We start from the raw sequence: 22,840 nt of genomic DNA on the forward strand, positions 1-22,840 counted from the left end.
CGTCGCTTTTTTAGCGAACACCAAAGAATTTCTTTATTTTAGTAAACATTCCTTTGTCAGCATTTTCGAGTGACTGCAGCGGGATTGATTCGCCAAGAATTCTCCTGGCAATATTTCGGTAGGCAATCGATGCTTTGTTATTCGGATTGAGGGCAATCGGTTCCCCATGATTCGAAGCTTTAATTACTTCATCATCATCAGCAACAATACCGATAAGTTCGATGGAAAGATGCTGAGTAACCTCATCAATCTCGAGCATATCCCCATTCTTCACCATATGATTTCGAATCCGGTTGATCACTAATTTAGGAGATTCCATATTCGGCTGTTTCTCCAGTAGACCAATAATCCGGTCCGCATCACGGACAGCAGAAGCCTCTGGTGTTGTGACGACGATTGCCTTGTCAGCCCCAGCCACGGCATTTTGGAAACCCTGCTCAATACCTGCTGGGCAATCTATGATTATATAATCATAGTCCTGCTTTAACTCGATGATTAGTTCTTTCATTTGCTCTGGCTTCACGGCAGATTTATCAACGGTTTGCGCAGCCGGCAATAAATATAATAAACCATCAAAACGTTTATCCTTTACAAGAGCTTGATGGATTTTGCATCTTTTTTCAACCACATCGACAAGATCATAAATAATTCTATTTTCAAGTCCCATGACCACATCCAAGTTACGAAGACCGATGTCAGTATCTACTAAACATACTTTTTTTCCTTGAAGGGCTAATGATGTGCCGATATTAGCAGAAGTTGTTGTTTTCCCTACTCCACCCTTACCGGATGTAATTACGATTGCCTCTCCCACTTTAATGTCCCCCTTCTAATCTCGTTAAATTAGGTCTTAATTGGATTAATACTTGTAATCTATCAACAATGATTTGACGGTTTTCATCGATGTATGCGCATTCCATTTCCCGCTTTTCATTGCTTTGAAGGCTGTCTGGTGCACTATTTAAGCAATCACTAATTCGAAGCTGAGAGGGCTTCATACTAGAGGCGGCAATGATTGCTTCATCATTGCCATAGCAGCCTGCATGAGCAATTCCCTTTAACGTTCCCATGATAAAGATGTTTCCACCTGCAATGACTGTCCCGCCTGGATTGACATCGCCAATTAACAGCAGGTCACCAGGAACTTCGAGGACTTGTCCGGAACGAATAATTCTCGAAACAGTCATCACCTCTGTTTCGGCCAATAATTCCTCAGCTTCATCCTTAGTAATTACATTCGATTCAATTTCATCCACAACAAAATTCTTTTTTTGGCGAATTAATTCTTTTAGTTCTTCCCGCTGTGGTTCGGTTAAATAGCGGTTACCTATTTCCACTTTGACAGAGGTTAAATGACGCTCATCCTGTGTACTGGAGTTGGCTGAAAGTTTATAATCAAGTTCCTTTTTTAGTTCATCGTAAGAACAACTATCATCAAGATGAAGGACAAGTCCTTCCTTCGTCCCTTTTATTGTAACATTTTGTCGTTTTTTCATGGAGAATTTTTCACCTCATAATAAGAAAGCAATTTGAAACAAGTCCATTCGAGAGGAATATGGCTCCTCTAACCTATTTCGAATCAATAGTCATACTATCCTAATAAAATTTCGACACGATGCGTCCATTCTCCTCTTTTTTAATGAAAAATCATTCAGCTCTTATTGCTTCTGAATGTTTCTCAAAAAGCCACTTTAATGGGTAGGCAGCAATGAGCGTAACAACAGCATTTAGGATAAGGCTTGGGTAAAAACGTAAGTTCATATAGCCGATAAAATCCAAGTCTGTAACATGGATTAAATAGTTCATTTCATACACACCTATCTCTAATAGTGAGACACCGAAGATGGCCGCAAGAAAGGCCGTAATAAGATTGGCTTGTAAAACCTGCAATAGTTTATAAATCAAATAAGAGATAAATGGAAATAGGAAAAAGTAAATCCCGATAATTTCAACATATACGACATCATATAAAAGTCCAAAAATGGCCGCATAAATAATTCCATGTTTTCTTCCGACAAAAATCGTTAAAAACAAAATGGCGATAAAAAGAAAGTGTGGGACAAATATTCGTTCAAACCCGAAAACCTTTTCGGGTAAATACTCCACAAAAAGACTTTCTACAATAAAAAGCAACAGAAATAAAAGAGGAAGAATGAATTTTCTCAAAAATCTTTCTCCTTCCCGTCTGTTGATTCCATATTTACTGGCTGGGTCATTAATCTTTTTATGACAATAACATTTTCAATATCATAAAAATCTGCACCAGGCTGCACTAAGGCCGTTTGATTTAATCCATACTGATCGGGCTTTACGTCAACCACTTTACCAATCAGCAATCCTTTCGGAAAAACTCCGCCTAGGCCAGAAGTGATCACTTTTTGCCCTTTTTCAATTTTTTCACCAGATGGTATTGCCTTAATTAATAATAATTTCCGTTTGTCATCAAATCCTTGGACAAATCCATAAACATCTTTCTTGCCCTGCACAACAGCAGAAATACGATTTTTTGGATCCATCGCACTTAATAGTTGGATGGTTGAACTAAATTGTGTTACATTTTTCACTTTACCAACCAAGCCGGTTGCCGTAACAACAGCCATATTTTTCTTGATGCCGTTTAGTTTGCCTTTGTCGATAATAATCATTTCATGCCAACGATCAGGGTTTCTGCCAATTACGGTAGCTGGTAATGGTTTGAAGTCTCTCAGGGTTCTTTTTTCACCGAGAATGTCACGTAATTCTTTATTATCTTGTTTCAGTTCTTGTACTTGTGCTTCAAGATTGACAAGATTTTCGACTCGCGATTTTAATTCTTTATTCTCATCGTATGTATTTTGCAAATCCTGGAGATTTTCAAAAAAGCCTGTCACAAAATGAGTAGGCTTTGAAACCAGGGATTGAACCCAGCCGGTGGTATCTTTTAGAAATTGCTCCGGCCAGGATAGTTTACTTCTCTCCCTTAAAGAAAACCCAATCAATGCCACGAGAACAATGATGCTGACAAGCAAAATAATCAGACGTTTATTCAGAAAGAACTGTGGCATGATTATACACCTCTATTTTTTTCTAGATAAAAAGTATCGTTTTTTCATTTGAAATATACCTATGTGCCGAATAGCACAATCAAAATTAACGTGAATCTCTTGATTTATTTTTAAATAAATGAATATGATCCAATGCTTTTCCTGTCCCAATGGCCACACAATCAAGCGGATTCTCAGCAATCAGCACCGGCATTTTCGTTTCTTCACTAATAACCTTGTCCAAATTGCGGAGTAATGCACCGCCGCCGGTTAGAACAATCCCGCGGTCCATAATATCTGCCGCAAGTTCAGGTGGTGTTTTTTCCAATGTATTCTTGACTGCCTCGACAATCGCAGAGACGGTATCTCTTAATGCTCCAGCAATTTCTTTGGCTGTGATTTCAATCGTCTTTGGCAGGCCGGTTAATAAGTCTCGACCGCGAATTTCCATATTGTCGACACCCTCAGAGTCCCCTGCCGAGCCAATCTCCATTTTAATAGTTTCCGCTGTACGGTCACCGATCATCAAATTATAATTTTTTCGAATATAAGTAATAATCGAATCGTCCATTTCATCGCCAGCTACTCGAATGGATATGCATGTAACGATGCCGCCTAATGAAATGATGGCGACTTCAGTAGTTCCCCCGCCAATATCAACCACCATGCTGCCGGTTGGTTCCCAAACTGGTAAATTAGCACCAATCGCTGCTGCGAACGGCTCTTCAATCGTATACGCATCTTTAGCCCCAGCTTGTTTCGTTGCATCGATGACAGCACGTTCTTCAACTGCAGTAATCCCGGAAGGCACACAGACCATAACGTAAGGATTCCCAGTAAACACGTTTTTACTTTTTTGTGCTTGACGAATATGGTACTTCATCATGGCTGCTGTGGTTTCAAAATCAGCGATGACGCCATCCTTCATCGGCCTTAGTGCCACAATATTTCCCGGCGTCCGTCCAATCATATTTTTCGCGTCGTTTCCTACCGCGACGATGTTTTTTGTATCAGTCTGCATCGCCACAACGGAGGGCTCACGCAGGACAATTCCTTTTCCTTTTACATATACAAGGGTATTTGCTGTCCCTAAGTCAATTCCAAGATCTCTTGCTCTAATTCCAAACATAGTTTTGTATCTCCCTTTCTGAACCGAATGCAAAAACACCAATAGATAGATATTCACTTTACTATCATGTCTATTTTCCTAATATTTATCTAGTTTAATCTTTAAGAAGTCCTAAAAAATCATAACCATTATTATAACTCAACGTCAAATAAAATCATAGTTTATAAATAACCTTTTTCCTTAAGACTCACAAACTTATTTTCACCGATGATCAAATGATCGAGTAAATCAATGCCAATAATCTTTCCGCATTCGACCAGACGCTTTGTGACCTCTATGTCCTCACGGCTTGGAGCCGGGTCTCCGGAGGGATGGTTATGGACCGCAATAATTGAGGCGGCAGACCTCTTTAACGCCTCGCGGAACACCTCCCTTGGGTGCACGATTGAGGCATTTAAGCTGCCAATGAAAATGGTTTGTTTATGAATCACTTGGTTCTTTGTGTTTAAGTACAAACACACAAAATGCTCTTGTGAAAGAAAGCGCATATCATTCATGACATACTTTGCTCCGTCTTCAGGGGAGCGGATGACATAGCGGTCCTTATAGTCGAGGTTTGAAATCCTTCTGCCAATTTCGACGGCGGCGAGGATTTGGATGGCCTTGGCAGAACCAATCCCTTTGATCTCGGTCATTTCTTCTAAAGTAGCTGCTTTTAAAAGACGTAACCCTTCAAAATGAGTTAACAGCCGGTTCGATAATTGCAGGACCGATTCATCTTTTGTTCCGGTTCGCAGCAAAATAGCGATTAGTTCATGATTCGATAAGCTTTGTGGGCCATGTTGAACAAACCGCTCCCTGGGTCTTTCATCTTGAGGGAAATCTCGGATCATTAATGTATTAGTGGACACTTTTTTTCCTCCCCTTATTTAGGGAGTTAATGAACAAAAAAGTTTAATACGGCAACTGGTAGCCTGCCTTTTCCAATTCTCTTACCAATCGTGAAACAGGCAGTCCGACAACCGCAAAATAGTCTCCATTTATTTTTTTGACAAGCATACTTCCGAGCTGCTGAATGCCATATGCACCTGCTTTATCAAGCGGTTCACCACTTTTTACATACGCCCGTATTAAGTCGTCTGTTAACTCCCAAAACCAAACTTCTGTTCTTTCATAAAACTTTGTTGTCCCTGTTTTCGACACAATCGAAACACCTGTAAAAACTTCATGCTGACGACCTGACAAGCTTTTTAACATGGTAAACGCTTCTGCTTCATCTGCGGGCTTTCCTAAGATTTGATTATTCGCAACAACAATGGTGTCCGAGCCAATCACAAAGGCATCCTGGTTTTCTTTAAAAACAGTCTGTGCCTTCCGGTCGGCTAACTCCATTACTACATCTTTTGGAGCGAGAGCTGGGTCAAAACTTTCATCAACTTCACTACTTGAGATCGCGAATGTTAAACGGAGAGTTTCTAGAAGTTCTTTTCGCCGTGGAGAAGAAGAGGCTAAAATGAGGTTCTGCATTCGATCACCTTACCTTTATGGTACGTATTAGGGAGATACAATTCAATCCTATCAGAAATTGTAGTCTCAAACAATTTTTATATAATTAAATTTTGATGGAATTTGTAAAATTATGCAGAGGTTTTTCATTTTTTTGGAAGGCAAAAAGCCTATCAAAAATTTGATAGGCCTTATTTACTGTCTAGCTCCAGCGCCCAGCGGCTAGTGTACTTCGCTCTCCGCCCTACGATAAGTCAACATCGAATCGCTACGCTCTCCGTGTTTCCTTTATCTCGGTTGGAGCGCTCCAGTCCATACGCCGCTAAACGGGTCGCTTCCGCTTTTCTGATTTCCCGGAAAATATCGAGGAATGTCGATAGTGTTTACTTAGAAAAATATACTGACATGAATTTTAGTAAATGCTGCTGTGCGTCACTAAGATTTTTTACGTCTTTTGATTCTTGAAACGCCTTTACTTTTTCGTTTGCACTAACCAATTCTGCTTTTAGATCTTTTATCTTTTCGTTTTTCACAACGGTTTTTAACGGTGCTTCTATTTCTGAAAGGACTTTACTTGCGTCCTCGGAAAGTTCCTTGGTCACAAGGGCATTTGAAGTGGTAAGAGAGATCGTTCTATAAATAGTCGGTACTGCTTTTAAAAAGGTCTTTTCTTTATCCGTGATACCAGAGAACTTTTTTTCGTCTAATAACAATGGCTTAGCAAATACGTCTTCAATCCCGTCTTCTTTATACTGCGCCCCTAAGGCCTTTGCTCCTTCAATCGAATCTGCAACACCTAGAAATAAAAAATACTTGCCATCCATTTCGACTGTTTGAGATGGAACATTTTTCGAAGATAAATTATCTGAAGTGGCTTTTGCTCCAGAATCTGAAGAAAAAACACCGCCTTGAATGACATAGGTCGTTAACTGGGAGATGGAGGCAGATGAAGTATTTTTGGCTTCTGCTGTTTTCGTTTTATTGCTGCTGGCAGGCTTGTCTGTGACCTCAGTTGGTACTGTTGTCACCGTCTTCTCAGTTGGTGATGTGATAACTAACTTCAGCATCACAACACCAATTGTTGTTCCAATTAATATAGCGAATGCTGCAGAAATTAAGATGGATCCTAATGGACGGCCATTTTTCTTTTTGATATTCGATGTGAATGATGTTATTTTCGGCAGGGACGTTTTTTTGCTCGTTGGACTCGGTATAATTTTGAGCTCCCCAATGTCTTTGTCGGAGGACTCAGGAATAATCCAATCAAAGCTTTCGTCAACCGATTCTTGGGATGCCGCCGTCTCACTATTAACATCAGATTCTGATTCTGTATGCTCGGTATTTATTTTTATTACTCTTGGAATTGGATCACTGTTAGTTTCAACCTCATTTTTTGGAGGAACTTCTTGAATGGGCGGGTTTTCTCCATTTAATTTGATCTTAATTGTATTGCCATTATTAGGCTTGTCCACGAAACCTTACTCCTCTCTCTTCCGATGAGTCATTGGCTTCATCCTATCATAAAGACAAAAAAAAATAACAAGACTTTTGTCGTCTTGTTATCGTAGACTTTCGCCAAATTATTTATTAGTTTGGCATGGTGATAATTATGGCTGCGTGTCAGTTGTGGCAGAGAATTGGCTTAGTGGGTTGTCTTTACCTGCTGGTTTAGGTGCATCGATTTTTGGTAATTCTCCTGCTAAGTCATTTAAAGTTGGCATGTAAAATGCAGAAATTGTCAGACTGTAGGTTAACGGCTGATCTTCTTGATCTAAACTTGTAATCTCTTGGCCGCCTGAATAACTGATAGATTCAACCACGATGATCCGTTTCAATGATTCGAGTGTTTCAATAAACTTCTCTAATTTCTTGTAGCTTGGTGATTCAACACTCAATGAGATGGTCATTTTTTTCATGCCCGCAGTTTGGGTAGAAGCTGCTTGTTGTGTCGTTGTGTCCTGTGTTGCTGCAGCCTGTGAAGTGTCAGTTGTAGTTTGTTGACCATTGGCATTTTCAGCATTTGATTGGTCAGCAGTAGCAGTGCTCACATCCACGTCTTTTGAAAAACTCATTGAACTAATCTTACTATCAGAAATGGTTTCTGCTTTCTCTAAGTCTAAAATTAGCTGTTCCTGTAACGGCTTTACAGGCAGCTTTTTCTGTAACTCCTTCGTACCTTCAGAAGTTTTTTGCGTTTCTTCTGCATTTTTTTGACTAACGATTTCTAAAAGTTTTTGTTCAGACTCAAGTGACTGCTGCTTGAGATCCAAGTCTGTTTTTAAAGGAGCTAGTTTAAAGAATTGAGCATAAACAATGAATAATATCAGTATAAGAGTGACCGCACCAATTATTAGTCCTTGTTTTTTTGAGAAACGGAGTTTCATGATTCAGTCACTCCTTCCTCAATGTTCTTGCTCTTTTGCGTATTTTTCTTTACCACTTCTTTATTCAACTTTAATTCAAATTGACCTGTATAGCGCGGAAGGATATTATCCTTTTCTTTCTTACCCGTTGCACTGCTGGCTGCAGTCTTAGAGGTATTGGTCGAATTGGTATTTGGTGTCGAGGTAGTGGCAGTTGTTTGCTCACCAGTTGTTCCAGATGGTGAATTTGTTTCACTGCTAGAATTGGTAGTTGAATTCGGATTCGTCCCAGTTTGATTCAAATCTGATTGATTTGTTTGTGTCGTTGTTTGGGTTGTTGAATCTGTTGAAGAATTCGATGGATTCGTTTGACTAGTTGATACAGCTGTACGGCCACTTGTCGATTGTTCAGTCGCTGCAGCAGTTAACGAACTTAAACTCGATTCTTCAATCCATTTTGATTCATTAAGATTATCTAAAAAGTACGCAGCTTCTCTTGCACTATCAAATTGAACTGTTAGTGATATTGTCCCAGCCTCCGTGTAGGCAAAGTTCTGAATAAAGCCACGCTCAGGTAACAATAATGTCAGATGGCGCATGACAGGAAGCGTCTGAATTGGATATTCATTAGCCCATTCAATCGCACTCTTTAATTGACTAACAGAACTAGCAGCAGCAGCTGTTTCTGTACTTTTATTTTCATTATTAGTAATCCTCTTTGTCATCGTAATTTGTCTATCTAATGATGCCATCTCATTTTTGGCAGCATTCGTTTGCCAAAGGTAAAATGCACCAACAAGTATCAGCAATGCAACTAAACTAGATAAAGTAATGATAAAGCCGATCTTTTTCGGTTCTTTTTGGGGAAGCAGGTTAATTTCTACTAACATTATTGCACCTCTTTTAATGCCAGTCCTAAAGACAGTAATTGACTAGGAGGTAGATTTTCTTTTTTTCCTTTAGAATCAGATTCAAGAGAAATCTTATCAACAGGTACATCCAATCTCTCAATCATTTCATCATAAATTGCTTGAAGCATCGGATGATCACCGTTCAGCAAAAACTTTGTAATATCACTTTTTTCATTGTTAAGTGTATATCGGTAGAAGTCGCTTAATTTACTAATCTCTCTAAATATATCCTCAAACTGAATCACTAACTCTTCCGCCTCACCGGTATACTTAAATACCAATTTGCCTGTCAAGTCTTTCTTGACATCCCAAATATCTACATTAAACGGTAAAGGAAATTGACGCATAACAAGCGGCACATTTTTTTCAAAAATACAAAGGTTAACACTGGTCAAATCAAATTGGACAGAGAATATTACCTCAATAGCACTGGTATTATCAAGTTGATGATACAATCGGTACAGTGCCAGTGGAGAGATATCTGCTGCAATCGGGTTAAGCTTCAACTTAGAAAGTAAGTTTGCATACTCCATTACCTGCTGTTCCGGTGCTACAAATAAAAGTAAATCCCGAGTTTTGCCATCACTTTCTAATGGGTAAAAGTCAAAGACAGGCTCTTCAAACGGTAAGTGAATACTTGACCCTAGTTCTAGATACAAATATCCCTGAATTTCATCATCTTGAATTTCAGATGGAATTGAAACTTTCCGGATGATTACAAGGGGATCAGGTACTAGAAAGCGAATTTGCCGTCTTTGAATTTTCCATTCATCAATACACTCCTCCAGGATGTTTGATAAGGAATCAATATCGGTAATTTTCCCATCACTGATAATACCTGGGGGAAGAAAACGCTCGTTCCATCTCTGAGCAGAAGGTGGATTCGCCTGTTTTAACTCTAGCAAGCGAATAGAATGATCATTCAAAACCAGATTAATTATTCGGTTTTTAGATGCAAAAAGGGAAAAAGCCATGTAAAAAAACCCCTTAGTTAAAATCCTTGGTTAAGGAAATGTATATACAAATTAATTAAATCCGTTCCCCAATAATAGGCGGTTAAGGTTCCAGCTGCAATAAACGGTCCGAATGGAATTGGCTGACGCCTGTTCACAATTTTAAGAAGTAATGCCAATCCACCAATAACAGCGCCAAACAATGTCGAAAGAAAGAAGGACAAAAGGACTAGTTTAAACCCTATTACCAATCCAATTAAGGCATATAGCTTAACATCCCCGCCTCCCATTCCACCGTTGCTGACAACAGCGATGAGAAGGAGAAGTATAAATCCCGTTACGGCACCCAAGAGGCTGTCCCACCATGGGTTTAACGGACAAAGAATCCGTTCCAATAAAAAAATCCCTGCAAACCAGATTAGAATTTTATCAGGGATGAGCATATAGTGAATATCTGAAACTACGATAATCATAAACATTGAGATTAGCGTTAGAGCGACTACTAATTCTCCTGACCACCCGATAACTAAAGGAGCTGTCATAAATAGTAAACCAGTAAGCAATTCAAAAATTGGATAGATAGGAGAAATCCGCGACTTGCAGCCGCGGCATTTTCCATTTTGAATTATAAAAGATAATACCGGAATTAATTCATATGCTTTAAGCTGATTCCCACATATAGGACAAGAAGATCTTGGTGATACAATTGACTTTTTCAACGGAATCCTAATTCCTATAACATTAAAGAATGAGCCGAATATTAGTCCATATATAAATAATAGTATTTTATATATCAACATTTTATTATTGAACAGAACTTCTTTCGAGTGCTCTAGATTCTACTCCATTAATATATGTTTTAGGAGATGTTTCACCGGCTTGTTTTAAAGTAACAGTATAATCAAGTTTTTTACTATCTGTTGCATTTACAGAGACAACAACCTTAGAATCAGTTCTATTATATCCAGCAGTTTTATCATGTGGATTATTAAAATCTTCAATATAACCTTTAGTTATCATGTCATCTAGTGTAATAGTTCGTGTTGCAGTAGATGTCGGTGCTACTACTTCTCCTGCCGCTACAGCATTTCTTGCTGCTGCAACCATTTGTTGCGCATTCGCTAGCTGGGCATCCTTTTTAGTGTTATCAATTATTCCTAAAATTGAAGGAATAGCAATTGCAGCAATAATCCCTAAAATAACAATGACTGCGAGTAATTCAATTAGAGTTAATCCTCTTTGGTCTTTTAGCCTATTTTTTAACTTCTGAAGCATTAATTTTCTCTCCCTTATAGTTCTATGAACCTAGTAATATTGTCTCTTGTAGTATACATTAATTGAGATTGAAATGAAAAGAGATTTTTTTGATATTTTGTCCTATTTTCTCAGTATTTTTGCTTTCTTGTCAGTTATTGATTCATCTGTTGAAATTGGTCGAACATGCTAAACATTGGTACCATAATGGAAGTGACTATAGTTCCTACTAACCCTGCCAAAAAGACTATCATTAATGGTTCAATTAACGATTTTAACCGATCTGTTCCATTTTCTACTTCTTTTTCATAGAATTCAGCAATTTTGGATAACATTGCGTCCAAAGCCCCAGTTTCCTCACCGATGGCAATCATTTGAGTAACCAATGGAGGAAACGCCCAGTGGCTCTCCATGGGTTCTGTCATGGAACGGCCTTTCTCTAATGAATCTCGTGACTCTCGAATGACCTTTGCTAGAACTTCATTTTCAACGACTTTTTCTACAATCGACATCGCTTGAAGAATCGGTACTGAACTTGAGAACAATGAGCTGAGAGTTCGCATCATCCTTGCCAGTGCCGCTTTTTGCAGTAAATTACCGAATATCGGCATCTTTAATAAAAAATAATCAAAATAATATTTAGTTTGATTACTTTTTTTAAAATAGGTAATTAAAAAGACTACTACAAAAATGAACAGTATAACAATCCACCAAAAAGACTGCATAAAGTCACTTGCTGACAGGACAAACTTGGTGATTGCAGGCAGTTCGCCGCCCATATCATCAAACATCGATACAAATGTTGGGACAACGGCAACAAGTAAGAAAATAACAACAATAATAGCAATAATTCCAACTGCAATCGGATAGGATAGCGCAGAGACAATTTTTTGTCGTGTGTAATGTTGTTTTTCGAAATGCTCAGCTAAACGGTCGAGTGTCTCATCTAAATTACCGCTGACTTCCCCTGCTTTAACGAGGTTAATAAACATTTGATTAAAGATTTTCTTGTGTTTAGACACAGCTTCAGAAAGAGGATTGCCTTCCCTCATCTGCTGTTCCACATCCAGCAGGGCTTTCTTTAATGCTTTGCTCTCAGTTTGATGGGCTAAAATCGACGTTGCTTCGACAACCGTGACCCCTGCTTTAATTAAAGTCGAAAATTGTCTTAAATAAATGACAAAATCCTGCAGTTTCACTGGAGTTCCAAGCGTTAGGTCCTTAGTCATAAGGGTCTCAGGTACTTGGGTCATTTCAATTACCCTAATTCCCTCTTCTTTCAACTTTTCCATCGCTTCCCGCTTAGAACCAGCGTTAAGAGTGCCTTGCCGTTTTCCTTTACGATCCCGCCCGCTGTATTTAAATCTAGCCATTCATCATCATCTTTTCATGCAAGTATTGCGAAGCGGCTTCTCTTTGGATTATGTTTCGATCCAATAGGTCTCTGATACTCATTTCAAGCGTATGCATTCCTTGTGCGCGGGACGTTTGCATCGTGCTTTGGATTTGATGAATTTTCTCATTCCTTATAAGGTTGGCTATTGCAGGGTTATTTACTAATATTTCAGTTGCCGCTTTCCGGCCTTTTTTATCCGCAGTCGGAAATAAACGTTGAGAAATAACCCCTACTAATACAGAAGCTAACTGTACACGTATTTGTGGCTGCTGTGCCGGTGGGAAAACATCAATGATTCGGTTAATTGTTGTTGGTGCACTTGATGTATGCAGCGTCCCTAAAACAAGGTGACCTGTTTCAGCTGCAGTTATCGCGATTGACATAGTCTCGATGTCACGCATCTCCCCAACCAGAATCACATCTGGATCTTGACGGAGTGCCGCCTTTAAGCCACTTGCGTAGTTATTGGTATCGAAACCAACTTCCCGCTGATCAATAATCGAACTCCCATGACGATGTAGATATTCGATCGGGTCTTCTAAAGTAATGATGTGCTTTCGCATCGTTCGATTCATATAATCAATCATCGATGCTAGAGTTGTTGATTTCCCACTCCCTGTTGGTCCAGTTACGAGAATTAAGCCCTGTGGCTTCTCAACCAATTTAGAAATGATATCTGGTAAATCTAGTTCTTCAATTGTTGGTGTTTTAGATGCGACTGTTCTTAAGGCAATTGAAACACTTTTCCGCTGATGATAAGCATTGACACGAAATCTGGATATACCAGGAACACCATAGGAGAAATCCAGTTCTCCTTTTTCCTTAAATAAGTCCCACAATCCTTCAGGAATAATCGCTTTAGCCATACCTTCGGTGTCATCTGGCATGATTTTATCGGTTCCATATCTTCTTAAGTCACCATTTATACGCATCACTGGGGGAACACCGACCGTTAAATGAACATCTGAGGCTTTATATTCAATTGCAGCTCGTAATATAGCGTCAATTTTTTCTTTCATCTTCATGCTCTCCTACTCCAGAATTGCTACTTTTAATACTTCTTCTGTTGTCGTTAACCCTTGTTTTATTTTTAATAATCCATCATCTAATAAAAAGATCGTTTTATTTTTATTTGCCAATTCTTTCATCTTTTGAAACGACTCTCCATTCATCATTGCCCGGCTCATTTCGTCATTTATGACCAACACTTCATGAAGTGCAAGCCTGCCTTTATAGCCAGTCATGGTGCATGAGGAACAACCTTTTCCTCTAGTAATTTTGTCAATCTTCATTCCGCGCTTGGCAAAAATCTCGATTTCACGCTTCGATGGCTCTTGAACCTCCGCACAATCACGACACACTTTTCGAACAAGACGCTGAGCAACAATCCCGCTAAGTGATGAAGCAAGTAAAAATGGTTCGACACCCATGTCAATCAGACGGGTAACTGTCCCAATTGAATCATTGGTATGGAGAGTACTTAAAACCAAGTGTCCCGTTAATGAAGCTCGAATAGCCACTTCAGCCGTTTCTTTATCACGAATTTCCCCAACCATAATAATGTTTGGGTCTTGACGTAAAATCGACCGAAGTCCTGCCGCAAAGGTCATCCCTACATTCGGGTTAACCTGAATTTGATTAATCCCTTCCAATTGATATTCAACCGGGTCCTCGACAGTAATAATGTTAACTGCTTCACTGTTAAGCTTATTAAGTGCAGCATAAAGGGTCGAGGACTTTCCTGATCCTGTTGGCCCTGTTATAAGGACAATCCCCGTTGGCTTTTCAATCATCTCATTGAATCTCTTCAGATTTAAGGAATTGAATCCAAGCTTGTTCAAATCATTTAATGTGGATCCCATATCCAAAATCCGCATAACAATCTTCTCACCATAAACAGTTGGCAGTGTTGAGACACGGAGATCAACCGGATGAAAGTCAAGATTCAGCTTGATTCGACCATCCTGCGGTACTCTATGCTCAGTAATATCAAGATTAGACATGATTTTTATTCTTGCCGTTAATACACTTTGCATATTTCGCGGGAGAATTCGTTCATTCCTAAGAACACCATCAATTCGGTAACGGACTACCACCCTTGTCTCTTGTGGATCGATATGAATATCACTGGCCCGATGAATCACTGCATTGGTTAATATCTGATTCACTAATCGAACAATCGGAGAATTTTGATCTGTTACGTCTTCATTTCTGTCTCGATCGTTTAATTGAAGTTCATCAAGTAATTCATCTAGTCCATCATCGACATCATAATATTTATTTATAGTCCGGAGAATATCATCCTTCGTAGAAATGGCCGGTTCAATATGAAAACCGGTCGACAACCGCAAATCATCAATCACGATAAAATCCATTGGATTCGCCATTGCCACGAAAAGTTTATTTCCATCCCTTTTCAAAGGGATGATTAAATTTCTTTTGGCTGTTTCTTTGGTGATTAGTGAAAAGAGATTGGTATCAAATGGATATTGAAAGAGGCTGACATGCGGAATACCAAGTTGATATTCAAGCACCTCAACTAATTGCTGTTCTGTTAAATATCCTTTTTGTAACAGGGCATCTCCAAGTTTTTGAGAATCATTTTTTTCATCTAATGTAGCTTGAAGTTGCTCAGGAGTAATTAAACCTTCTTCAATTAACAAATCTCCTAGTCGTTTTCGTGATTGCCTCATTTTACATCCCTGCTTTTATTTTGGTTGTTCATTTGGCTTGCCCCATAAGTCATTATCGTTAGAATTTTGTTCGGTATTACCTGTTGTTGATGTTTGATTTCCATTCATATTTGATGAATCGGTAGTCTGGTCACCGCTGCTATCTGAATTACCAGTTGTATCAGTCGTTGGAGTTCCTGCTTGTACTCTGCCAGCTAGCCCGTGGACTTCAATCTGGTATGAAGGAGGATAATAGTCTTCTGAAATCAGTTCACTTTTAAGAAGTTCGTTACCTTGAAAAACATCCCGATAAACCTTAATAATTTCTCCTGTTTTTCCCTCAGTTTGGACCTTTGATTTTCCTGGGAGAAGAAGTGGACTATATTGAATGATTGTCTTGTATGCTAAATCTTGTTTTTCTTTAGTATTGATTTCATATTTATATACAAATTCTTCCCCCGTCAAAGAAACCATCAATTCTTTTTTTTCTAAGAGGAGTTTTAGTTTATACTTTGATTTATTAGGATTTTCTATTATCAAGTCTGTCTTTTTAGGTAGATTGACCATCGCTTCAAATCCTAACTTCGAATATGCAGGTAACATGCTGCCAATGTTTCTTTCTAGAATTTTGAAATTTGAAGGTAAGATTGCTTGATAAATACCTGTGGCAATTATGTTTAAAGAGTCTAGATCATCAATTTTTTGCTTTTTCGCAAAATCTAACAGTGAAAAACTCGCACCTTCTGAAATTTCTATTTCTGGGTTTTTATCAATGATTGTTCCCAAAGCAAACGGCACATCTGTCATTGAGACCACGGCGGAATTTATGACAGCATCCTTTTTAATTTTTCCTGCAAGTAAGAAATGATTATGAAGGTCCAAAGTCTGTGAACCGGATTCGAATAAGGAAGCTGTCGTATTTAAGCTCGCTGTGAGCTTATTGATATCAAAATCACTTGTTTTAATTGGAAAAAATAATAGTTCTAATTGCTCTTTAACCTTTAATTTATCTACCGTAATATAGGCAGGATTTTTCTGCCCATCCTTAATGGAATTGATTGTTTTTCCGGAATCTAGGTGAAATTGGTTTAAATCAAATGAAGCTGTTTTTTCTCCATATTGAAGTTGGATCTTTGTCTGTTTCACCCATTCAACGTATTTTTCCTCTAACAGGCCTTTAGCTTCCATTTCTGTCTTTCCTGAAACATCTAAAGCACCGACCGTGGTACCATCAGAGAATTTTCCATCTGCATTTGTCATTTTTTCAAATGCTTTTGCCCCAAAATGGGAAAAATTAAAAATAAATGCTGTACTAAATAGTAAAACAACAAACAATTTGATCATTTGCTGATTTTTGCCCAAAAGTTCTGTCTCCCTTCAAACACTCACATATACTTCATCTATTAAACTAAGATAGAATTATTGTTATTTACTTTTGTAGAACTACCTTTTCTTTCGATTCAATTACATGTGAACCCACTTGCTCTGTTCTTAATTCAAGCTCTAATAAACTTTCAATATCAGATAAATAGTCATTTTCCATGTCTCGATCTTTAATTTGCGTTTTTACATCTACTACTTCATTATCTCTTTCTAGTAAAAAGGAGATATCCATATCAATTGGCTCCTGCTCACTAACAGGTAAATCTACAATTTCAGACAAGTCTTGAGAAGATACTACCTCTGTCACTGGATCTTTTTCTAATTTAAAATGGGACGAATCAGCTAATGGTAATTCATCGCTAATTTCCACCAAATTAATATCTTTTAAATTTTCAATTTCATAATCAGAATTGCGGCCTTCAAATTCAACATCCATTGGTTCTTCTAATCCAGGATTTTTTGGTAATAATACTGTTTCCATTCGGTTACTCATAAAGTAAGCTGCAAAAAAACTGAGCGCTAAAAGTATTAATGCCGTCTCCCACAACGGAATGATTGAAACGGCTGCAAGTCCTGCAAGAGATAAAATAAAACTAATTAATACTAAAAGGAGTTTCCCTTTTAAGGTGTAACCTAATGGGAGCAAGTATATTATTAACGTGGGTATAACCACCGAACTAAAGGCCCATAAAATTGATTGCATTCTTTCACTCTCCTTTTAATTAGTCATTTTATACTATTAAACTACATTTTCCTTCAAATGATTTAATTTTCTTCAAATATTAGACAAAATTCGCCTAATAAATATTGTATAATACTTTTAAGTTGTTTAAAAGAAGATGGAAAATAATTTTATAGGTAGATAATCCTAATTATTTTTCCATCTATTTGTACTAATTTTGCTATCATTAAGGAATGATTAGAATGAAATTAATTTGCAATGAAAGAGGAGTCACTTTAATCGAGGTTCTTGTATCCATTGTGCTTCTTTCAATTATCTTTTTATCCGTTATGAAATTTTTCCCACAAATGGGACTTATGAATAATCAAAATCAAGATAAGGCTAAAGCTATAAACCTTGCTAAAGAAGTTCTTATTAATTGGCAAGAATCAAGTGATGTGAAATGGTTTTTAGTTAAGACTGACCAAACAGCTGGATTTACCCCAACTGATTCAAAAGTAACATATAATAGGTTCTACTCTGATCCAACCTATTATTATTTCGAAACGACTAAAGATCAATATGACGTGAATATTAAAATTAAGAGATTTGCTGAAACAAGTTCAAGATTATCAAGTATCCATTCGATTGTTGTTCAATTGATAGATAAAAAGAATAAACATGTCATTACTGAAACATTCGGATATGTTAAAAGATAGGAAATGAGATATATGAAGAGAACTGAAAATGGTTTCACGCTAATTGAAGTACTTGTAACTCTATCCATTCTTTCCTTTGTAGGGATTATTGCCTGGAGTGTTTTTTTTCAAGGCTATAATTTTTCGCAAAAGGCAATTTCTAAAAACACGATGATTCAAGAAACCAATCTATTAATTACAAATTTAAAAAAAGTACATCAAACACTGATGGAATACGAAATCAAAAGTGAAAACTGTGAAATTAAAGTTACGAACCTAAAAACTAGTCCTAAGCAAACGCAAATATTTAATCACCCTACGATTTGTTTTAAAATTCTTGAAATAAATGCTGTGCCAGGCTCTGGGCCAAAAACAGTAAAACCCAATAATAAATTAAATGATGGTTATCTAAATGACGTTTCTTTAAAAATTAATGCAAGTGAAAAGAATAATCCACAAAACAGTATAACTCAAGATACATTTCTTTATCGAATGAAGGGTGCGGATTATCAATGAAGAATTTAATGAAGAATGAACAAGGATATGCCCTTGTAACCGTATTATTGATCATTACCGTTTTTATGGTTATATTCCTCTCATTCATGGGGCAGGCATTTAGCAGTGTGAAACAAAATCAGGTGGTTGAGAAAAAATCTCGTTCGGTTGCAGCAGCTGAAGCGGGGATTTCGAATTACCAGGTGGAAATTCAAAAAACATTTGAATCTCAACAACAAACTGTAAGTGATTATATAAGGGATAGACCTTTGCTTCAGGATGAAAATAAATTTAAAACCGAAGCTGCTAAAAAAATGGCAGAAGTGCTACAAGGTAAAATCATTTCAACTCCTACGAATGCTCCATATCGTATGAGTAATTATATTGTTACTTCAGATCCTGACCCGAGCTCGAGTAAAGTAATTATTAGTTTTAATGTTATCGGAAATGATAACTCAAAAGAAACTACTCTTTTTACAAAAATGACTATAGACTTTGCTTCAATCATTGATCAAAGAACAATTGATACCAGTAACACTTATGCACTGCCAAAATTTGATACGGTTAAACCAATATCAACATCAGAATGTACAACGTTAGATTGTGACAATGTTTATATAAAGGGTAATGGTAATTTTACTGGTAATAATAACATTAGAGATAACCAAACAATTTACACTACAGGTGCACTCACTTTTGATGGAAATGGCAACGAAAATAATATAACAAATGTAAAAATCCACTCTGATGGTGCATTTACAAATAACAAAAACATGAATAGCGCTTCAAATGTAATTATAGAAACAAAAGACGGCGCTAAATTTATGCAGAATGTAAAGATAAGTGGAACATCAAAAATTCTAGTGAATAAAACATTGTATGTTAATCAACATTTAGAACTTGCTGATCATTCTTTTGTTTATGTTGGAGGTGCAGATGCTCCACCAACTGATGCAAACTATAAGAGCGCAACGACTGATAATAATTTAAACATTCTATCTTCCTCCAAGATGTGTGTAAATGGAAATTTAGCAGCTAAAAAGGTTGATGTCGACTCAACTAGTAAATTATATGTGTTAGGTAAAGTGTGGGAAAATGGTTCAATAAAAACTGAATATACCGTTGATCTTAATACTTTTACTAGGGAATGTGGAAGTCTTATACCGCCTGAATTTAATATTAAATGGGGAGACAATGTAAATACCATCATAAATAGCGTTGATTATAATTAACACGATAAAAAGGTGTGACCGTAGTTGTAAAGACAACTACCGTCACACCTTTTTAACACGAAGAATACTCCGCCACCCTATTCCGCCCAGCCCTCTTTGCGCCCACATAAAGTGCCCGATCCGCATGCCTTATCAAAGCCAACGCATCTTCGGCATTCTCAGGTGCTGTCGCGACCCCAATTGATGCGGTAATCATGACTTTCTGCTGTGTTTGTTCAAAGTCAAAAGATTGTTGGATGGTAAATGGCCAATTGGAAATCATTTGCCTAATTTGTTCAGCCATTTCGTATGCCTCTTCTTTGAGTGTATCAGGCAGAAGTACAACGAATTCTTCTCCGCCATATCTTGCCACCGTACCACGACCACCTACCAACTTACTTAATCGGCTGGCAAGCTCAAACAGAATTTCATTGCCGCTTTGGTGACCATACGTATCATTGACATGTTTAAAATGGTCGATATCCAGAATAATTAACGATAGTGTTCGACGTTCAAATCGGGTTAGTTTTTCAAATTCTTCAGTTAGCAGGTTTTCAAAATAACGATAATTATACAGTTTGGTTAATGAACAGCGTTCACTTTGCATTTTTGTCATCTCATAATGCTTGGCATTTTCAATGGCAACCGCAAAGTGGGAGCAGAGGATATCGATAATCATCAATTGGAATTTTTCAAAGGCACGCTTTCGCTTTGAAGCAAGTACTAAAACGCCAAGTACTTTTTTGCTTCGAACGATGGGTACACCTAGAACACTTTCGGCATCATCAGGTAGATGACCGTACGAAAAGTTCCGCCATTCTTTCCTTGCTGTAAATAAGAATGTTTTCTGCTCTGCCCACACCATCCCGCTAATTCCTTGGTTTTTCTTGACAGGAGGGAAATGCTTAGTCACGCCCCCTTCGACCCCTCGAACGACTTGAAGTTCATCATTCTTCGTTACTTCAAGGATATAGGCATAATCCACTGGAAGCATTTCACTAACCTTTTGAATCAACAAATCAACCACATCATCAACCTTCAAGCGTTCGGCCATTTGATGACCGATTTCAGCAGCCTTTTGTAAATATCCGTTGATCTTTTCACTAGAATAATAAAGTCTGAAAATCATAGATAAACTGACAAAAGGAATCCCCACAAACAACAGGGCTAAACCGCCGACTTGATTATAAAGGATATACAGTACAAACCCAATCGGAAAGGTGATGAAAGTGGTTATCGTCTCAACAATAAAATCCTTTCCGAAATAGGATTCTTTGCTTTTATAAATAAAATATAGATTGAAGGAGACAATGATCTGATTCATCGCATAACTAACCACTGCATATAACATAGCTAGCCATAAGTAATTAGAGTTTTCTGTAAAATTCTGTCCTACCTCTCCACCAAGCCCGTGGTAGACCAGTCCACTGGTCAAGGAAACGAGGAAAAACATATTCAAGTTAAGCGGTAATCGAAATAATTCCCCTTTGCGGAGGATCCGCAACTTGAGTAGTAAAACAAGAACGGCTATTTGTGCAAAAATGATTTCCACAAATAAACCGAATCTTAAAAAGGTAGCAAGCGCCACCCATTGGATTAAGAATATAAACATATTATTTATGACAATCGGCATCGTTGCAACCACACAGGTTAACAGTAAAAAGGCAAGGATATCCGTCCACTGCCCGGAGATTTGTGGAGGATAAGTCTTATAAGTGAACCACGTTCCAGCTGGAACCATTAAAATCCAAGTTAGTAAAATCAAATTCTTGATATATGGTTTAACCTTCATGCTTATCCTCCTCTCTTGTTTTTATTGAGATAAAATTATTTTACCATCGAAAAAATATCCTGTCATAAAGAAATTTTCTTATTTTTCAAAAACTGGGATAAAAATGGTTTTACTTCTGAAATAAAATAAAGTGACCCTGTTATAACTAATATGTTATCGTTATCCAGTGTTTTTATTTCTTCTGCAAGATACGAACCCCAGTCATCCACCGCAAGTTTGTTGGCTGACTGGCTGATTTTCAGTAACTCCTCTGCTTTGGCCGCGCGTGGAAAATCAAAGCTAACAAAAGTAATTTGGGAAGCAATTCGATCGAGTTTCCCAATCATCTCGTCCAGCTTTTTATCCGTTAATGCAGCAAAGACAATCTGGATATGGCGATTGGGATATCGAGTGGATAGTTCATGTGTAAGAGCTGTAATCCCTTCCTCATTATGGGCCCCGTCAATGATGACCAGTGGTCTTTCCGACAGCATTTCAAATCTACCTGGCCAATATGCCTTCTGTAATCCTGCTCGAATCGCTTGTTCGGTTAAGATAAACTCGCCTTTTTGATGTAAAAATTGGGCAGCTATTACAGCAAGAGCGGCATTTTCCGTTTGATGCTTGCCCATCATGCTGATTTCCAGCTGGTCGAGTGTATGAAATGGAGTGGAAACGTTAAACATTTCACCCTTACCTAAGGAATTATGACCGCTTATCGAAATTTCCTGATCTAAGCGATATACGGGTGCCTCTTTCTTTTGAGCTTGTTCCTCGATGACCTTGAGCGCACCTGGATGTTTAACAGCTGTGAATAAGGCGGTACTCTTTTTAATAATCCCTGCTTTTTCAAAAGCAATTTCCTCATATGTATTTCCGAGGATATTGGTGTGATCAAGACCGATGTTGGTAATGATGGAAGCTAACGGTTGAATAATGTTGGTTGAATCATAGCGACCGCCTAACCCTACTTCAAAAATAACGATGTCAACCTTGTTCAAACTTGCGAAATAATGAAACGCCATGGCGGTAATCACTTCAAACTCCGTTGGGCCGCCTAGGTCCGTCTTTTCTAATTCATCTGCCAATGGGCGGATGATATTTGTTAGCTGAAGCAGTTCCTCATCGCTAATTGCTTTGCCATTGACACTAATTCGTTCGTTAAACTGTTCAATATAAGGGGAGGTAAAGGTTCCGACCGTATACCCCCCTGCTTCAAGAATGGAACGAAGATAGGTAACAGTAGACCCTTTACCATTGGTACCGCCAATATGAACGGTCTTCATTTTTGTTTCCGGATGGCCGAGTCTTTCCATCATCCATTCCATCCGTTTTAAACCTGGCTTGATCCCTAGTCTTAACCGAGCATGGATCCATTCTAGGGCTTCTTTATATGTAGTAAACATCCGTGACACCCCATCTTTTTTGTATGTGTAATAAGATGAGACGACTCCATTGCTGGACTCGCCTCATC

General features: G+C 38.0%; 23 protein-coding genes. 3 read left to right on the forward strand and 20 right to left on the reverse strand.

The window, feature by feature from the left end:
• Positions 1–10: 10 nt before the first annotated feature.
• The 18 genes from minD to AC4QJR_RS21485 all read right to left on the reverse strand — a co-directional run bounded on the left by minD (position 11) and on the right by AC4QJR_RS21485 (position 17,233).
• Positions 11–814, reverse strand: a complete 804-nt coding sequence (minD, locus tag AC4QJR_RS21400; protein WP_251457577.1) for a septum site-determining protein MinD — start codon at positions 812–814, stop codon at positions 11–13.
• A 1-nt stretch (position 815) separates the two neighbouring features.
• On the reverse strand, positions 816–1,496 hold the full coding sequence (gene minC, locus AC4QJR_RS21405) for a septum site-determining protein MinC (RefSeq protein WP_251457581.1): 681 nt from the start codon (positions 1,494–1,496) through the stop codon (positions 816–818).
• A 151-nt stretch (positions 1,497–1,647) separates the two neighbouring features.
• Positions 1,648–2,166, reverse strand: coding sequence for a rod shape-determining protein MreD (gene mreD / locus AC4QJR_RS21410; protein ID WP_496524116.1), 519 nt, complete (start codon positions 2,164–2,166; stop codon positions 1,648–1,650).
• Positions 2,163–3,044: a rod shape-determining protein MreC gene (gene mreC, locus AC4QJR_RS21415; protein WP_496524117.1), complete on the reverse strand. Its 882-nt coding sequence runs from the start codon at positions 3,042–3,044 to the stop codon at positions 2,163–2,165. The genes mreD and mreC overlap by 4 nt, the downstream gene beginning before the upstream one ends.
• 85 nt (positions 3,045–3,129) lie before the next feature.
• Entirely contained in the window at positions 3,130–4,152 is a 1,023-nt protein-coding gene (locus AC4QJR_RS21420; protein WP_496524118.1) for a rod shape-determining protein, read from the reverse strand.
• A gap of 161 nt (positions 4,153–4,313) precedes the next feature.
• On the reverse strand, positions 4,314–5,003 hold the full coding sequence (gene radC, locus AC4QJR_RS21425; RefSeq protein WP_375375100.1) for a RadC family protein: 690 nt from the start codon (positions 5,001–5,003) through the stop codon (positions 4,314–4,316).
• 43 nt (positions 5,004–5,046) lie between these two features.
• On the reverse strand, positions 5,047–5,619 hold the full coding sequence (locus tag AC4QJR_RS21430) for a Maf family protein (RefSeq protein ID WP_496524119.1): 573 nt from the start codon (positions 5,617–5,619) through the stop codon (positions 5,047–5,049).
• 362 nt (positions 5,620–5,981) lie between these two features.
• Complete coding sequence (locus tag AC4QJR_RS21435) at positions 5,982–7,070, reverse strand: hypothetical protein (protein ID WP_496524120.1); 1,089 nt, start codon at positions 7,068–7,070, stop codon at positions 5,982–5,984.
• A 135-nt stretch (positions 7,071–7,205) separates the two neighbouring features.
• Positions 7,206–7,982: a GspMb/PilO family protein gene (locus AC4QJR_RS21440; protein WP_496524121.1), complete on the reverse strand. Its 777-nt coding sequence runs from the start codon at positions 7,980–7,982 to the stop codon at positions 7,206–7,208.
• Positions 7,979–8,851, reverse strand: coding sequence for a PilN domain-containing protein (locus AC4QJR_RS21445; RefSeq protein ID WP_496524122.1), 873 nt, complete (start codon positions 8,849–8,851; stop codon positions 7,979–7,981). Before AC4QJR_RS21445 ends, AC4QJR_RS21440 begins: the two co-directional genes overlap by 4 nt.
• Positions 8,851–9,846, reverse strand: coding sequence for a type IV pilus biogenesis protein PilM (pilM, locus tag AC4QJR_RS21450; RefSeq protein ID WP_496524123.1), 996 nt, complete (start codon positions 9,844–9,846; stop codon positions 8,851–8,853). The genes AC4QJR_RS21445 and pilM overlap by 1 nt, the downstream gene beginning before the upstream one ends.
• Positions 9,847–9,863: 17 nt before the next feature.
• Positions 9,864–10,625 carry a prepilin peptidase gene (locus AC4QJR_RS21455; protein WP_496524124.1) on the reverse strand — a complete coding sequence of 254 codons (762 nt, stop codon included), beginning with the start codon at positions 10,623–10,625 and terminating at the stop codon, positions 9,864–9,866.
• Positions 10,626–10,629: 4 nt separating this feature from the next.
• The gene (locus AC4QJR_RS21460) at positions 10,630–11,100 is read right to left on the reverse strand and encodes a prepilin-type N-terminal cleavage/methylation domain-containing protein (protein WP_496524125.1); all 471 of its coding nucleotides are present in this window, start codon (positions 11,098–11,100) and stop codon (positions 10,630–10,632) included.
• Between the two features lie 134 nt (positions 11,101–11,234).
• Positions 11,235–12,452 (reverse strand): type II secretion system F family protein, encoded by a 1,218-nt coding sequence (locus AC4QJR_RS21465; protein WP_496524126.1) that lies wholly within the window; start codon positions 12,450–12,452, stop codon positions 11,235–11,237.
• Positions 12,445–13,494: a type IV pilus twitching motility protein PilT gene (locus tag AC4QJR_RS21470; RefSeq protein WP_496524127.1), complete on the reverse strand. Its 1,050-nt coding sequence runs from the start codon at positions 13,492–13,494 to the stop codon at positions 12,445–12,447. The genes AC4QJR_RS21465 and AC4QJR_RS21470 overlap by 8 nt, the downstream gene beginning before the upstream one ends.
• Before the next feature lie 12 nt (positions 13,495–13,506).
• Positions 13,507–15,168 (reverse strand): GspE/PulE family protein, encoded by a 1,662-nt coding sequence (locus tag AC4QJR_RS21475; RefSeq protein WP_496524128.1) that lies wholly within the window; start codon positions 15,166–15,168, stop codon positions 13,507–13,509.
• 15 nt (positions 15,169–15,183) lie between these two features.
• Entirely contained in the window at positions 15,184–16,509 is a 1,326-nt protein-coding gene (locus tag AC4QJR_RS21480) for a G5 domain-containing protein (protein WP_496524129.1), read from the reverse strand.
• 67 nt (positions 16,510–16,576) lie between these two features.
• The gene (locus AC4QJR_RS21485) at positions 16,577–17,233 is read right to left on the reverse strand and encodes a SoxR reducing system RseC family protein (RefSeq protein ID WP_496524130.1); all 657 of its coding nucleotides are present in this window, start codon (positions 17,231–17,233) and stop codon (positions 16,577–16,579) included.
• Positions 17,234–17,454: 221 nt separating this feature from the next.
• Here AC4QJR_RS21485 and AC4QJR_RS21490 point away from each other — a divergent pair, with 221 nt between their 5' ends.
• Genes AC4QJR_RS21490 through AC4QJR_RS21500 form a run of 3 tightly spaced genes read left to right on the forward strand, consistent with a single transcriptional unit; the run spans position 17,455 to position 19,616 of the window.
• Complete coding sequence (locus tag AC4QJR_RS21490) at positions 17,455–17,910, forward strand: type IV pilus modification PilV family protein (RefSeq protein ID WP_496524131.1); 456 nt, start codon at positions 17,455–17,457, stop codon at positions 17,908–17,910.
• A gap of 12 nt (positions 17,911–17,922) precedes the next feature.
• Entirely contained in the window at positions 17,923–18,405 is a 483-nt protein-coding gene (locus tag AC4QJR_RS21495; RefSeq protein ID WP_496524132.1) for a PulJ/GspJ family protein, read from the forward strand.
• Positions 18,402–19,616 (forward strand): hypothetical protein, encoded by a 1,215-nt coding sequence (locus tag AC4QJR_RS21500; RefSeq protein ID WP_496524133.1) that lies wholly within the window; start codon positions 18,402–18,404, stop codon positions 19,614–19,616. Before AC4QJR_RS21495 ends, AC4QJR_RS21500 begins: the two co-directional genes overlap by 4 nt.
• Positions 19,617–19,668: 52 nt before the next feature.
• Here AC4QJR_RS21500 and AC4QJR_RS21505 read toward each other — a convergent pair whose 3' ends face one another.
• Both AC4QJR_RS21505 and AC4QJR_RS21510 read right to left on the reverse strand, forming a co-directional pair.
• A complete protein-coding gene (locus AC4QJR_RS21505) occupies positions 19,669–21,387 on the reverse strand; it encodes a diguanylate cyclase (protein WP_496524134.1) in 1,719 nt (572 codons plus the stop codon).
• Positions 21,388–21,449: 62 nt separating this feature from the next.
• Positions 21,450–22,772 carry a bifunctional folylpolyglutamate synthase/dihydrofolate synthase gene (locus AC4QJR_RS21510; protein ID WP_496524135.1) on the reverse strand — a complete coding sequence of 441 codons (1,323 nt, stop codon included), beginning with the start codon at positions 22,770–22,772 and terminating at the stop codon, positions 21,450–21,452.
• Positions 22,773–22,840 lie beyond the last annotated feature (68 nt).

Source organism: Neobacillus sp. BP17 (genome assembly GCF_059579525.1).

What these genes read in the sequence shown, in the direction of transcription:
- AC4QJR_RS21460 (WP_496524125.1), bottom strand. Translation starts at nt 11,100, where the DNA reads ATGCTTCAGAAGTTAAAAAATAGGCTAAAAGACCAAAGAGGATTAACT.
- AC4QJR_RS21440 (WP_496524121.1), bottom strand. Translation starts at nt 7,982, where the DNA reads ATGAAACTCCGTTTCTCAAAAAAACAAGGACTAATAATTGGTGCGGTC.
- AC4QJR_RS21510 (WP_496524135.1), bottom strand. Translation starts at nt 22,772, where the DNA reads ATGTTTACTACATATAAAGAAGCCCTAGAATGGATCCATGCTCGGTTA.
- AC4QJR_RS21455 (WP_496524124.1), bottom strand. Translation starts at nt 10,625, where the DNA reads ATGTTGATATATAAAATACTATTATTTATATATGGACTAATATTCGGC.
- AC4QJR_RS21490 (WP_496524131.1), top strand. Translation starts at nt 17,455, where the DNA reads ATGAAATTAATTTGCAATGAAAGAGGAGTCACTTTAATCGAGGTTCTT.
- AC4QJR_RS21495 (WP_496524132.1), top strand. Translation starts at nt 17,923, where the DNA reads ATGAAGAGAACTGAAAATGGTTTCACGCTAATTGAAGTACTTGTAACT.
- minC (WP_251457581.1), bottom strand. Translation starts at nt 1,496, where the DNA reads ATGAAAAAACGACAAAATGTTACAATAAAAGGGACGAAGGAAGGACTT.
- AC4QJR_RS21505 (WP_496524134.1), bottom strand. Translation starts at nt 21,387, where the DNA reads ATGAAGGTTAAACCATATATCAAGAATTTGATTTTACTAACTTGGATT.
- AC4QJR_RS21445 (WP_496524122.1), bottom strand. Translation starts at nt 8,851, where the DNA reads ATGTTAGTAGAAATTAACCTGCTTCCCCAAAAAGAACCGAAAAAGATC.
- AC4QJR_RS21420 (WP_496524118.1), bottom strand. Translation starts at nt 4,152, where the DNA reads ATGTTTGGAATTAGAGCAAGAGATCTTGGAATTGACTTAGGGACAGCA.
- AC4QJR_RS21485 (WP_496524130.1), bottom strand. Translation starts at nt 17,233, where the DNA reads ATGCAATCAATTTTATGGGCCTTTAGTTCGGTGGTTATACCCACGTTA.
- pilM (WP_496524123.1), bottom strand. Translation starts at nt 9,846, where the DNA reads ATGGCTTTTTCCCTTTTTGCATCTAAAAACCGAATAATTAATCTGGTT.
- AC4QJR_RS21465 (WP_496524126.1), bottom strand. Translation starts at nt 12,452, where the DNA reads ATGGCTAGATTTAAATACAGCGGGCGGGATCGTAAAGGAAAACGGCAA.
- AC4QJR_RS21500 (WP_496524133.1), top strand. Translation starts at nt 18,402, where the DNA reads ATGAAGAATTTAATGAAGAATGAACAAGGATATGCCCTTGTAACCGTA.
- mreC (WP_496524117.1), bottom strand. Translation starts at nt 3,044, where the DNA reads ATGCCACAGTTCTTTCTGAATAAACGTCTGATTATTTTGCTTGTCAGC.
- AC4QJR_RS21475 (WP_496524128.1), bottom strand. Translation starts at nt 15,168, where the DNA reads ATGAGGCAATCACGAAAACGACTAGGAGATTTGTTAATTGAAGAAGGT.
- AC4QJR_RS21430 (WP_496524119.1), bottom strand. Translation starts at nt 5,619, where the DNA reads ATGCAGAACCTCATTTTAGCCTCTTCTTCTCCACGGCGAAAAGAACTT.
- AC4QJR_RS21470 (WP_496524127.1), bottom strand. Translation starts at nt 13,494, where the DNA reads ATGAAAGAAAAAATTGACGCTATATTACGAGCTGCAATTGAATATAAA.